General features: G+C 69.5%; 10 protein-coding genes. 6 read left to right on the plus strand and 4 right to left on the minus strand.

Annotation, left to right across the window (positions count from 1 at the left end):
• Positions 1-38: 38 nt before the first annotated feature.
• Both OG246_RS31160 and OG246_RS31165 read right to left on the minus strand, forming a co-directional pair.
• Positions 39-716, minus strand: coding sequence for an AIM24 family protein (locus OG246_RS31160; protein WP_266470656.1), 678 nt, complete (start codon positions 714-716; stop codon positions 39-41).
• Between the two features lie 105 nt (positions 717-821).
• Positions 822-1,385 (minus strand): NAD(P)H-dependent oxidoreductase, encoded by a 564-nt coding sequence (locus OG246_RS31165; RefSeq protein WP_266470658.1) that lies wholly within the window; start codon positions 1,383-1,385, stop codon positions 822-824.
• 116 nt (positions 1,386-1,501) lie between these two features.
• On the opposite strand from OG246_RS31165, the gene OG246_RS31170 reads away from it, so the two are divergent.
• Entirely contained in the window at positions 1,502-2,155 is a 654-nt protein-coding gene (locus tag OG246_RS31170) for a TetR/AcrR family transcriptional regulator (RefSeq protein WP_266470660.1), read from the plus strand.
• A 36-nt stretch (positions 2,156-2,191) separates the two neighbouring features.
• The gene (locus tag OG246_RS31175; RefSeq protein ID WP_266470663.1) at positions 2,192-3,310 is read left to right on the plus strand and encodes a sulfite oxidase; all 1,119 of its coding nucleotides are present in this window, start codon (positions 2,192-2,194) and stop codon (positions 3,308-3,310) included.
• Between the two features lie 55 nt (positions 3,311-3,365).
• Here OG246_RS31175 and OG246_RS31180 read toward each other — a convergent pair whose 3' ends face one another.
• On the minus strand, positions 3,366-4,562 hold the full coding sequence (locus OG246_RS31180) for a glycoside hydrolase family 64 protein (RefSeq protein WP_266470665.1): 1,197 nt from the start codon (positions 4,560-4,562) through the stop codon (positions 3,366-3,368).
• A gap of 288 nt (positions 4,563-4,850) precedes the next feature.
• Between OG246_RS31180 and OG246_RS31185 the strand changes: the two genes are divergently transcribed.
• Together OG246_RS31185 and OG246_RS31190 are read left to right on the plus strand one after the other, a co-directional pair.
• Positions 4,851-5,486: a hypothetical protein gene (locus OG246_RS31185; protein WP_266470667.1), complete on the plus strand. Its 636-nt coding sequence runs from the start codon at positions 4,851-4,853 to the stop codon at positions 5,484-5,486.
• A 110-nt stretch (positions 5,487-5,596) separates the two neighbouring features.
• A complete protein-coding gene (locus OG246_RS31190; RefSeq protein ID WP_266470669.1) occupies positions 5,597-7,732 on the plus strand; it encodes a hypothetical protein in 2,136 nt (711 codons plus the stop codon).
• 6 nt (positions 7,733-7,738) lie between these two features.
• Here OG246_RS31190 and OG246_RS31195 read toward each other — a convergent pair whose 3' ends face one another.
• A complete protein-coding gene (locus OG246_RS31195; RefSeq protein WP_266471041.1) occupies positions 7,739-9,853 on the minus strand; it encodes an alpha-galactosidase in 2,115 nt (704 codons plus the stop codon).
• 177 nt (positions 9,854-10,030) lie between these two features.
• Between OG246_RS31195 and OG246_RS31200 the strand changes: the two genes are divergently transcribed.
• A complete protein-coding gene (locus tag OG246_RS31200; RefSeq protein WP_266470671.1) occupies positions 10,031-11,209 on the plus strand; it encodes an ROK family transcriptional regulator in 1,179 nt (392 codons plus the stop codon).
• Positions 11,210-11,275: 66 nt separating this feature from the next.
• Complete coding sequence (locus tag OG246_RS31205; RefSeq protein ID WP_266470673.1) at positions 11,276-12,589, plus strand: ABC transporter substrate-binding protein; 1,314 nt, start codon at positions 11,276-11,278, stop codon at positions 12,587-12,589.
• The last annotated feature ends 14 nt before the right edge of the window (positions 12,590-12,603 follow it).

The raw sequence follows: 12,603 nt of genomic DNA on the forward strand, positions 1-12,603 counted from the left end.
CCCCGCCACAGAGGGGGGCACCCTTCGCCGTTCCCCTTCTAGTGCTGCTGAGCCTTCTGCGGTGTCGCCTCGCTGGGCCGTACGACGACGTACCCCTCGCCCTCCAGCTTGAGCTGCACGGCCTCACCGGAGCCGCCGCGGATCATCGAGCCGATCGACTGCGAACGGTGCAGCGAGGTGTGCAGATTGGCGGTCCAGCCGACGATCGCGTCCGTGTCGACGAACACCGGCTGCTGCGGTGAGACGGGGATGACCAGCGGGTTGCCCTCGCAGACAAGACCGAGCTTGCCATGGCCGGTGAAGACGCTGTTGAAGAGCCCGCCGCCCGAGATGCCCGCGCCCTTCACGGTCTTTATCTCGTAGGACACCGTGGCGTCGAAGCACAGCACATTGCGCCCGTTGACGGTGAACACGTCGCCGGGCTCTATGTCGACGATGAAACAGTTCTGCGCCTCGTGTGCGAACCAGGCCTCGCCCTGCCCGCGGACGGTCATCAGCGGCAGTCCCTCACCGGTGACGGCCCGTTTGAGCATGCCGCCCACGCCCTGGCCCTTGCGCTCGAACTGCAGATTCCCCCGGTAGGCGATCATCGCCCCCTGGCGCGCGAGCATGTCGCCGTTGACGGCGTACTTGATCGACTTGGCGTTCTGGATGGTCATGCCCGGCGCTACGGCGGACTGCACCATGTGGTCACTGGAAAAGAGATCACCCTTCATGCGGGCATCCTGTCCCGGAGGGTCGCGTTCCGCCAGGATCTCGGCGACCTGGAGACACATGAAAGGCCGGCCCGGGTCAACCGGACCGGCCTTTCACGGGAGTTGTCAGGCGGCGGCGGGCGTACCGGCCTGGCCGAAGAGGGCGTGGATGACCTCGGTGAGCTGAGCGGCGACCTCGGTGTCGTCAACCGGGTGCGTGTCGGCGAAGCGGGTCACGGAGCCCGGGATGGACAGCTTGACGTCCTCGAGGACGGTGCCGCCGGCGATGCCCACGGCCTTGCGGGCCTCGTCCTGCGCCCACACGCCGCCGAACTGGCCGAAAGCGGTGCCGACCACGGCGGCCGGCTTGCCGGTGAAGGCGCCGGCGCCGTACGGGCGGGACAGCCAGTCGATGGCGTTCTTGAGCACGGCCGGAATCGTGCCGTTGTACTCCGGCGAGAAGAGGAGGAAGGCGTCGGCGCGGCCCGCGGCCTCACGCAGACGGGCAGCGGCGGCGGGCACGCTGCCCTCGACGTCGATGTCCTCGTTGTAGAAGGGGACCTCGGCCAGGCCCTCGAAGAGCTCGACCTCGGCGCCCTCGGGGGCGAGCTTGACGGCCGCCTCGGCGAGCTGGCGGTTGTGCGAGCCGGCGCGCAGGCTGCCGACGAGAGCGAGGATCTGTACGGACATGGATAACTCCCGAAGCTGAAACATTGCGGCAACAAAGCGGACCAAGGTCCGTTTAAAGTTGTATCACTGAAGCGGACCGCAGTCCAGTTGTCCGTCTGTGCCGTTACGCTGCATTCATGTCCACCCCACTGCCGCCCTTCCCGAAGCGACAGGAACCGTCCGACGAGCCGGTTCTGATGGAACTAGCGCCCCGGGGCGGCGCGCCGCAGCTGCGCGCCGACGCCGCGCGCAACCGTGCCCGTCTGCTGGAGGCCGCCGCCCGGCTGGTCGAGGAGCGCGGGGTGGCCAACGTGACGATGGAGGCCGTCGCCTGCGCGGCATCGGTCGGCAAGGGAACCGTCTTCCGGCGGTTCGGCGACCGCACCGGCCTGCTGATGGCGCTCCTCGACCACACCGAACAGCAGTTCCAGGCCGCGTTCCTCAGCGGCCCGCCCCCGATGGGCCCCGGCGCCTCACCGGTGGAGCGTCTGCATGCCTTCGGTATCGGCGCCCTGCGCCAGATGTCCGACCAGCTCGACCTGTACCTCGCCGCCGAATCGGACGTCACCCGCCGCTTCAGCCTGGCCCCCTACCGCGTCCGCCTCATGCATGTCGCGATGCTGCTCCGCCAGGCGGTCCCGGCCGCGGACACCGAGCTCATCGCCCAGACGCTCATGGGATATCTGGAGCCGGCCCTGATCAACCACCTGACCCGCCAGTGCGGCATGCCGCTCGAACGCCTGGAGTCCGGCTGGCACGACCTCGTCAACCGGAGCACCGCCACCGTCTGATAGCGGTACCCCGCGGCTCGGGAGGACAATACGGGCATGGCGCATCGCCTTGAAGACGTGAGCGGGCCTGCCCAGGTGGCCGGGGCAGGTGAGGGCATCAGCAGGCAGGAGCTGGCCCTCGCCGCCCGGAACCATGGGCTGCCACTGGAGGCCCTGCGGTACGACGTGACCCCACCGGGGCTGCACTACGTGCTGACGCACTACGACATCCCGTACACCGAGGACTCCTCGTGGCGACTGGACCTGGGGGGCCGGGTGCGGCAGCCGCTGGTACTTGCAATGGACGAGCTGAAGTCGTATCCCGCGGTGACCCAGCGGGTGACCATGGAGTGCGCGGGCAATGGCCGGGCCCTGCTGACGCCACGGCCGGTGAGCCAGCCGTGGCTGGTCGAGGCGGTCGGTACGGCGGAGTGGACCGGTGTGCCGCTGCGGGTGCTGCTCGCGGAGGCCGGAGTCGGGGCCGGGGCGGTGGACGTGGTGTTCACCGGCGCCGACCACGGGGTCGAGCGAGGCGTCGAGCAGGACTACCGGCGTGCGCTTCCGCTGGACGTGGCCACCGGCGGTGAGCCCGAGGTACTGGTGGCGTACGAGATGAACGGCGCCCCGCTGCCCCCGCAGCACGGGCGTCCGCTGCGGCTGGTGGTGCCCGGCTGGTACGGCATGGCGCATGTGAAGTGGCTGCGTGACATCACGGTGACCGACACACCGTTCACCGGCTTCCAGCAGGCCGTGGCCTACCGGCTCCGGCAGGACGCCGGGGACGAGGGCGAACCGGTCACCCGGATCGCCCCGCGAGCCCTGCTCGTCCCGCCCGGCTTCCCGGACTTCATGTCCAGGGCGCGGGTGGTGCGGCCCGGCGCCGTGCCGCTGGAGGGACGGGCCTGGTCCGGGCGCGCGCCGGTCGCCCGGGTCGAGGTGAGCACGGACGACGGACGCAGCTGGTACGAGGCGGAGTTGGACCCGGCCGACAAGCACCGGTGGTCCTGGCGGACTTGGCGTCTCTCCTGGACGGCAAGCCCCGGCAGTCATGTACTCAGCGCGCGGGCCACCGACGCGGAGGGGCACACGCAGCCGCTGGAACAGCCGTGGAACCGGGGAGGCTTCGCGGTCAACCTTGTCCAGCGGGTTCCCGTTCTCTGCGTGGACCCTGACTGAACCCCCGTACGGACGGCCGGAGTCGCACAACCACCCCGGCCGTCCGCAGGCCCCGTCAGCTGAACGGGTCCAGGGTGATGTAGGCCTGTTGCGGGTTGCCGTCGTGCACGAGCGACTCGTGGGCACCGACGTCGTCGAAGGCGAACGCGTAGGCCTTGCCGTCGGCCATCTGCGCGTGGATCTTACGGGCGTAGTGGTTGGTCACCGTGTCCAGGTAGAAGTTCGCCGAGCTGGTGTCCGGCTGGTTGGGGTTGACCAGGAGCGTAGAACGGTTGAAGCCCGCGCACAGGGTGCGTGAAATCGGGCCGCGCACCAGGTCGTTGGGGGCGTCGAGGAGCTTGTAGCAGCCGAAGATGCTGTCGGCGTCGGGCTTCTGGAAGCTGGTGACGACCGCTCCGGCGCTGTTGGTGAAGTTCATGACGTTCCCCGAGACCCGGCCGAAGTACTTCGTGTTCGGCTGGTCGGTGAACGGCGTCACCGTCAGCGTCGACGACGTGTACTTCTGCCAGACGCGGTTGATGTAGTCGTTCATGACCGTGCTGGGCAGCGCGCCCACCTGGACTCCATGACCGGGAGCGAGGGCTCGCAGGACGGTGCCGTCCGGCTTGGTCTGGATCAGGTTCGCCCAGCCGCCCGGCTGACCTCGCAGCGCGTTGAAGAACCCGTTGTACCCACCCGCCTTGAGGTGACCGGTGTTCTTCGTCGAACCGTCGGCCAGCTGCACTCCGACGGCGTACGGGGCCGAGAACATGTCCACCTGTGTGCTGTTGATCCACAGACCGGCGTCATTGAGTGTGTACTCGGACCAGTTGAAGAGGATGTTTCGGTTCGGGTCGCTCGGATTCTGCACGGCCGGCTGCACCAGACCGCCGGTGGTGAGCCGGAAGTCGAGCTTCTGCCCGTAGGAGAAGTAGACCCGGCCGGAGAACTTGGGCATCCGGATCGTCTTGGACTGCCCGTTCGCCGGTCCCGCTATCGACGCGTCAGGCGCGGGCGTCGGCGGATTGCCGCCGGCGGGCCAGGCGTGGAAGGTGCCGTTCGCGTCGGCCCAGCCCTGCTGACCGGTCGTCAGCAGTGTTCCGAGGTTGTAGATGTAGACCGCGTCGCCGCGGGCCGAGTTGTTGGTGATCTTCAGCGGGATGGTCGCCGGGACGGCGGCCTCGGCCCCGGACGGGGCCCCAAACGTGAACAGGGCCGCGGCGAGGGTGGCCGCGGCCACCGCCATGGACCGCCATCTGAGTTTTCCGAACACGCTCTTCCTCCTTCGGGTGGGGGCCTCCGGTCTTCGTGAGAGCGCTCTCAGAGTTCCGCCGGGCTGCGTACATGTCAACGTTTTCTGCAGTATTGGTCTGGTCCAATCTTGGGGCGGTCGCTTTACGGCCCATGTCGGCCAGGAAGTGGCACCGCCGTCGTCCGAAGAACGGCACCGCCGTCGTCCGAAAGGCTGCCCGGCACTCCAATGGGCCCGCGCCGTTCGCGCCGCCCGGCACCGGCACCGAGCATGAGGGAGTCCCGTACGGCAGGAAGAGGACGAGCCCCCATGACCAGACGCACCCCCTCCGGCACCGGCCGATCGAGCCGATCACGCAGGACCGCCGCCCTCCTGGCCACCCTCGCGTGCGGCGCCGCGCTCGTCTCGTGCAGCACGGACAGCGGCAACGACAGCGGTGCCTCCGTCAGCCCGCGCCCCACCGCGCCGAACGAGTCCTCCTTCACGGGGACGGCGCCGTCCGCCCTCGCCTCGGCAGGCGCCTCGGTCATCGATTCCGCTCGCGCCTCCGCGTCGGCGGCGGCCTCCTCCGTATCGGCCGCGGCATCCGAGTTCGCGGCCTCGGTCTCGGCCGACACGGCGCGGGCCAGTAAGGCTGCGGAGGCGGAGCTGAAGAACGTGCAGGGCAGCGGCAACGCGACGTCGGAAGTCGCCATCACCGGGTTGCCCAGGGCGCAGACCGGCGGGCTGCTTGCCGTGCTCGTCGCCATCACCAACAAGACCGACAAGAAGGCCTCGTACGCCGTGCAGGTCGACTTCGAGGACTCCGACGGCAAGGTCGTGGAGACCAGGTTCGTCGGAGCGCAGGACCTCGAACCCGGCAAGCGGGCCGAGCCCGTCGCCATCAGCAGGTCGCCCGTCGAGCCCAAGCTGACCGCTCGGCTGGCCAAGGCCCAGCGATACTGACCCGGCGCCCGGCTCGCCGCCCCGCCCCGGTCGGCGGAGCATTGAGGCATGGGCATGGCCGCAACCCCTGAGCAGCCGGGCGTGGGCGGGGCCGGCAGAGGGTGCGCGCGGTGCGCCTGGTGGCCTGGGTGCTGGCCGTCGTGTGCGTCGTGGTCGTGACGGCGACGGCGACCGCCCGCTCCACCGTTCTCAACGCCGGCTTCTACCGCAGCGCACTCGACGACCAGCACGCGTACGACCGGATTTTCGATCAGGTGCTGGTCGACCCCGCGGTCGCGCCCGTAACCCGCGACCTACTCGGACAGCTGCCCGTCCCGGAAGCGCTGGTCACCTCCAACCTGAAGACCGTCCTGCCGCCCGAGACACTTCGCGCGCTCGTCGACGCACAGGTCCGGCACCTCATCGCCTACCTGCGCGGCGACGAGAATCCGCTGAGCCTCTCGGTCGACCTGAGGCCGCTGACGGCGAACATCGGGGACCTCGCCCAGATCTACTTCGGCGATCTGGTCGCCTCGCTGCAGGAGCGGCCGGTGGCCGACTTCGCGCAGTTCCGGACCAACCTCGGCCAGTCCATGGACCGCCTGGCCAAGGGGGAGGCACCCGCGTGGCTGCCCGTGCTCGACCTCTCCGAGGAGCAGGCGGCGGCCGCCACCGAGACACTTCTGGGGCTCGTGCCACCGGCGGAGCGGTCCGCGTTGCGCCCCGACATCGAGGTGGCGCTGGAGAACGGGAACGTCGCCGGGGCGCTCGCCGCCGTCGGGCCTGTGGTCTTCTCCGACCGCACCCGCGAAGCCGCGGACCATCTGCGAGGCGTCGCCGACGGCGACACCTGGAACATCTCCGCCGACATCGACGAGACCGACGGGACACTCCAGCACGTTCGCGCCGTGACCCGACTCGCCCTGGACGTCGTGGAACCGCTGGCCCTGCTGCTCGCGGCCGCCTCCCTCGCCGTGCTCTGGTTCACGGGTCCGAGGAGCGTGCCGCGGCGGTTGCGGCAACTGGGCTGGGCGCTCGCGGCCGGTGGTCTGATCGCCGCCCTGGCCGCGCTGATTCTCGGCCTCGTGACCGGCCGTCAGGTGGTGGGTACCCCCGCCTCCTGGCCCGAAGCGGTGTCGCGCCTGGTCGACGACGTGCAGAGCGCCGCGTTCGACCGCCTGCTGACCGTGGCCGCGACGACAGCCCTGGTGCCCATCACCGCAGGCGCCCTCCTCGTCGCCCTCGCCTGGGCGGCCGAGCGGCGCCCGGAACCGTTCGCCACGCGCCGCGCACACCTCGCCCCGGCGCTCGGAGCCACGGCTGTCGCCCTGGCAGGCGTCGCGCTGGTCCCGCTCGCGTTCGCCGGCCAGGGCGTCCGCGTCTGCCAGGGCAGCACCCGGCTGTGCGACCTGCCCTACGACGAACTCGCCCAGGTCACCTCGCACAACGCCATGTCGACGACGGCCGACCGATTCATCGGCCCCCTCCAGGACCCCGACATCACCGGCCAACTGAACGACGGGGTACGGGCGTTGCAGATCGACACCTACCACTGGGAACGCCCCGAGGACATCACCCGGCGGCTGGCCGAATCCGACTTCCCGCCCGAGCTGCGCGCGCAGATCAAGGACGCGGTCAACCGGTTCAACCCGCCCCGCGAGGGCCTGTGGCTGTGTCACTCGGTGTGCCGGGCGGGCGCTCTGGAACTGGTGCCCACCCTGCGGGAGTTGGGGGACTGGCTGCGAGCCCACCCGTCCGAGGTCCTGACCCTGATCGTGCAGGACGACATCAGCGGTGCCGACACCGCGGATGCCGTCCAACAGGCCGGTCTGAACGACCTGTTGTACCCCCCGGACGAGGATCCGAACCGCCCGTGGCCCACCCTCGGCGAGATGATCGACGACGACCACCGCCTTGTCGTCTTCGCCGAGCGGGCCGACGGGCCGGCGCCCTGGTACCGGAACTTCTACCGGTACGGGATGGAAACCCCCTTCGCCTTCCGGACCCCGCAGGAGATGACCTGCGGACCCCACCGGGGAGGCACCGACAAACGGCTCTTCCTCCTCAACCACTTCATCACCATCGACGGCGGCAGCCGACTGGACGCGGGGCAGATCAACCGGCGTGACGACGTGCTGGAGCGCGTCCACGCCTGTGAGCGGGAGCGCGGCCGGCCGGTGAACTTCATCGCCGTGGACTACACCACGATCGGGGACACGGAGGGCGCCGTGGACGCGCTCAACGCCGAGCGCGTCCAGGGCCGTTGAGAGGGACTACGCCTCCGGCTCCCGTACCAGGTGCAGCGCGGCGCTGGACCAGTCGCCCAAGGGCAGGTCGACGTGCAACCCGTACTCGCCGAGCACGGCTGCGTGGTGCACGGCACCGGTGCGGGCGTCGCGGTAGCGCCCCCCGGGGTGCAGGCCGCGCAGCCGGACCGGAACCTGCGGGGCGCCGTGCCGCGAGACGCGCCGATACACGAGGAGCAGGGTTTCCGAGGCGTCGGCGGCGGTGTACTGAACCACCGAGACGGCGTCCTCGGCCGGTGGCGACAGACGGTCGAGCCTGCCGTGCTGCACGAGGTGGCGCACCTGCTTGTACTCGGCCACCAGAGTGGCGCCCTCGCGCAGTTCCTCCTCGGACCAGTGGGTGAGATCGCCCCCGATGCCCAGGGCGCCGGCCATCGCCACATGGAAACGGAAACGCAGCGGAACCGTCCGGCCGGTGAGCTGGTTGGGCACGTCCGTCACCCACGCGCCCATCGTGCGCGCGGGATAGATCTGGCCGTAGCCGTGCTGGATCCCCATCCGGTCGGCGGCATCGGTGTTGTCCGACGCCCACGCCTGGTCCGTACGGGACAGGATGCCCAGGTCGACCCGGCCGCCACCGCCGCTGCACGACTCGATCCGCAGCGCCGGATGGTCCGCGCGGAGGCGGTCGATGACGCCGTACAGATTGCGTACGTACTGGGGTCCGAGGCGGTCGGCGCCGTCCTGCTGCCCGGGCCAGCCGGCCTCGCTGAACGCCCGGTTCATGTCCCACTTGAGGAAGTCGATGCCGTTGTCGCCGACGAGCCGGGTCAGCCAGTCGTACGCCCAGTCCGCGACATCGCGGCGGGCGAAGTTGAGGACCAGCTGGTTGCGCAGCTCGGAGCGGGGGCGGTCGGGGAAGTGCAGTACCCAGTCCGGGTGTTGGCGGTAGAGATCACTGTCCGGGTTGACCATCTCGGGTTCCACCCAGAGTCCGAAACCCATCCCCAGCCGGTGCACCGAGTCGACCAGCGGCGTCAGCCCGTTGGGGAAGCGGTCCGGTGAAGGCGTCCAGTCGCCGAGGCCCGCTCGGTCGCTGCGGCGCGCTCCGAACCAGCCGTCGTCGACGACGTACAGCTCGACCCCGAGCTCCGCGGCCCGTTCGGCGAGCGCCTTCTGGCTGACCTCGTCGACGTCGAAGCCCGTCGCCTCCCAGGAGTTGTACAGCACCGGCGCGACCTCGTCCGGATGCGGCAGGACATGCGCGATGGTGTACGCGTGCCAGGCTCGGCTGGCCGCGCCGAAGCCGCCGTCGGTGCACAGACCCGCGAACGGGGGAGTGGCGAACTCCTCGCCCGGCGCGAGCGGCACATTCGTACCGTCGTGGCCGACGCCTCCGGTGAATCCGGCCCGGCCGTCGGGGGTGCGCTGCGTGGTGATCCGCCAACTCCCGCTCCAGGCAAGGGCGGCGCTCCACACCCGGCCGTGCTCCTCCGTGGCCTCGCCCGCGTCGAGCATCACCCACGGGTTGGCATGGTGGCTGGTGGTACCGCGACGACTGGTCAACACGGTCTCGCCGTACGGCAGTTGTTCCCGGCGCAGCTGACTCTCGGCACACCACTGGCCGGTGACGTGGCTGAGGCGGTAGTCCCGCAGCGCCGGCAGCGCCCACGCAGCGGAATCGGTGCGCAGCAGGGTGACGGGCTCGTCACCGGCGTTGCGGACCACGGTCCAGCGCTCAATGACGTCCGTGTCGCCGTGCACACGGTAGTGGAGTGTCACATCCAGCGGGTAGTTGCGGTCGCGGAACCCCAGTTCCAGCTTGTCGTCACTGACGCGCCGCCCGGTGGGCTGCCACTCGAACGCGCGTGATCCGTCCGCGAACCGGACCTGGAGCGACGGCGGCCCGTAGCGCGTCCCGCCGTCGACGGGAAGCTCCTCCCTGAAAGGGGGAATGCCCTCGAAGCTGCTGGCCGCCGGAGCCTCGGGTGCGACGAGCGCCTCTGCCTCCGCGAGCGTAAGCCGTGGGCCCCATGCGAGGTGGCAGGGCGTCCCGGTCTCGTCGACTCTCAGCGCGTACGACGTGTTCGGTGTGGCCAGCAGATAGACCCCGGAGTCCGGGGCGAAGGAGATCATCGACAGGGGTCCTCACGTTCCAGTTGTGCACGAGATGGTCGAAAGCCAACCTCGACCTTCGATCATGTGTCAACACCTTGCCCGTATCTGTCTTTTGCAGGCGACATGCCCTTCAGGGAAGGTGCCCAAGTTAATCCTGCTTATTTTATTGACAGCAGAAAATAAGGGACTTAGGTTCCGGCCATGCGCTCGACCAGTCGAACAGAGGCGTTCCCGGCCCATACGCCGGCCGTCTCCCAGATCTTCACCACCGTGCTGTCCCACGGCCCGCTCACGCGGTCGGAGATAGCGGGGCGAACCCAGCTGTCCGCGGCGGCGGTCACCAAGGCGGTCCGGCCTCTGATCGAGGCCGGTTACCTCCAGGAGGACGTCGACGAGGAGGCGCGGCAGTCGTCTCTCGGCCGGCCGGCCAACCCGGTGCTTGTCGACGGTGGCAGGGCGCTGTTCATCGGAGTGAAGATCACGGGCGACGAGCTCATCGCCGTCCTCACGGACCTGTGCTGTCGCATCAGGGTCGCCCGGCACGTGCCCCTCACCACGCATGACCCCAAGGCGGTGCTGGCCTCGATCGCGGGGCTTGTGCAGGAGTTGCTGACGGAGGCCGACGGCTTCGGGGTCCAGGTGCAGGGCCTGGGCATCGCGGTCTCGGGCGATGTGGACCGTGCCGCCGGAGTGGTGCGGTACTCACCCTTCCTGGAGTGGCGCGACGTGCCGCTCGCCGAACTGGCCCGGATGACGACGGGGCTGCCGGTCACCGTCGACAACGACGTCCGGGCGCTGACCGTCGCCGAGCAGTGGTTCGGCGCCGGAGTGGGCCTCTCCGACTTCGCCGTGGTGACCGTCGGCGCCGGTATCGGCTGCGGCCTCGTGGTACACGGGCAGGTCGTGTCCGGGGCGTACGGCGTGGCCGGGGAGATCGGGCACGTCGCCATCGATCCGGCCGGCCCCCTCTGCCACTGCGGCAACCGGGGCTGTGTGGAGGCGATCGCCGCGGACTCGGCGATCGTCAGCAGGGTCCGGGAGGTGACCGGCGTCCAGGTCGCCGACGCCGCCGAGGCCCTGGACCTCGCCCACGACGGTGACCCCGGGGCGCGGGAGGTGTACGCGCGGGCCGGAGAGGCGATCGGCCGCGGTATCGCGACCGTGGCCAATCTGCTCGGTCCCGAGCGGGTGATCATCTCCGGTGAAGGCCTTGCCGCGTACGACCTGTTCGCCGAGCAGATTCGCGACGCCTTCGCCGCGGCCGCGTTCGGATCGGCCGCGCGGTGCGACCTGCAGACCCGCCCCCTGCCCTTCGAGGAGTGGGCGCGCGGGGCCGCGGCCACCGCGATCCAGTCCTTCATCCGAGCCGACACGAACTGACCGTCGGACGCGTCCAGACCCGTTCCCAAATGCAGTGATACGCACTGAAACGCACGAGGAGTAGCTATGACGCAGCAGAGCCGCAACCCCTTGGCTGCGCGTGGGCCAAGCCGCCGCAGAGTGACCGGCGGACTGTTCGGACTTGGGGCCGCCGCGCTGGCCGCGCCCGTTCTGACCGCGTGCGGCGGGGGACCGGCGGCCGACCCGAAGACGGTCACCTTCGGATCCAACGGCGCCGACGCCACCCCGAAGAAGGCCTACAAGACCGTCACCGACGCCTTCACCAAGGACAGCGGACTGACGGTCAAGACGAACACCGTCGACCACGACACCTTCCAGAAGAGCATCACCACGTATCTGCAGGGCACCCCGGACGACGTCTTCACCTGGTTCGCCGGCTACCGCATGCAGTACTTCGCCAAGAAGAACCTCGCCACCCCGATCGACGACGTGTGGGACAAGATAGGCGGCGGCTTCAGCGACGCCGCCAAGCAGCTCTCCAAGGGCGAGGACGGCAAGTACTACTTCGTGCCGCTGTACAACTACCCGTGGGGCGTCTTCTACCTCAAGAGCGTGTTCGAGGAGCGCGGCTACGAAGTCCCGCAGAAGTGGAGCGAGTTCGTCGCGCTCGCCAAGAAGATGAAGGCGGACGGCCTCTCCCCGATCACTTCGGGATACGGCGGCGGCGACACCTGGAGCATCCTCGGCGCCTTCGACTACGTCGACCTGCGGGCCAACGGCTACGACTTCCACATGTCCCTGCTGCGTGGCGAGACCTCCTGGACCGACAAGCGCGCCGTCGCGATCCTCGACACCTGGCGTGAACTGACCCCCTACTACCAGGCGAGCGGTGGCGGCCGCTCCTGGCAGGACGCCGCACAGTCCCTGATCGACAAGAAGTCCGGCATGTCGGTCACCGGCCTCTTCATCGGCCAGCAGATCACCGACGAGGCGGTTCGCAGCGACCTCGACTTCTTCCCCTTCCCCGAGATCGACTCCGCGTACGGGCAGGACGCCGTCGAGGCCCCCACCGACGGCTTCATGCTCAGCAAGAGCCCCAAGAACGAGGACGGCGCCAAGAAGTTCCTGGAGTTCCTCGGCGGTGCGCAGGCCGAAGAGCTGTACGCGGGTGTCGACCCGAGCAACCTCGGCGTCAACGACCAGACCTCCACCAGCGCGTACAACGCCCTGCAGAAGAAGTCCGCCGAACTCATCGGCTCCGCCAAGAACATCAGCCAGTTCGCGGACCGCGACAGCGACCCGGGCTTCATCTCCACCGTCGTACTCCCCGGCCTGACCGAGTGGCTGAGCCACCCCGACGACGGCACCGAGACGCTGAAGAAGATCGAGTCCCAGCGCTCGCGCTACTTCAAGGCCTGACCAGGACCGGAAAG

Origin of the sequence: Streptomyces sp. NBC_00620 (assembly GCF_026341825.1) — a bacterium.
GTDB lineage: Bacteria > Actinomycetota > Actinomycetes > Streptomycetales > Streptomycetaceae > Streptomyces.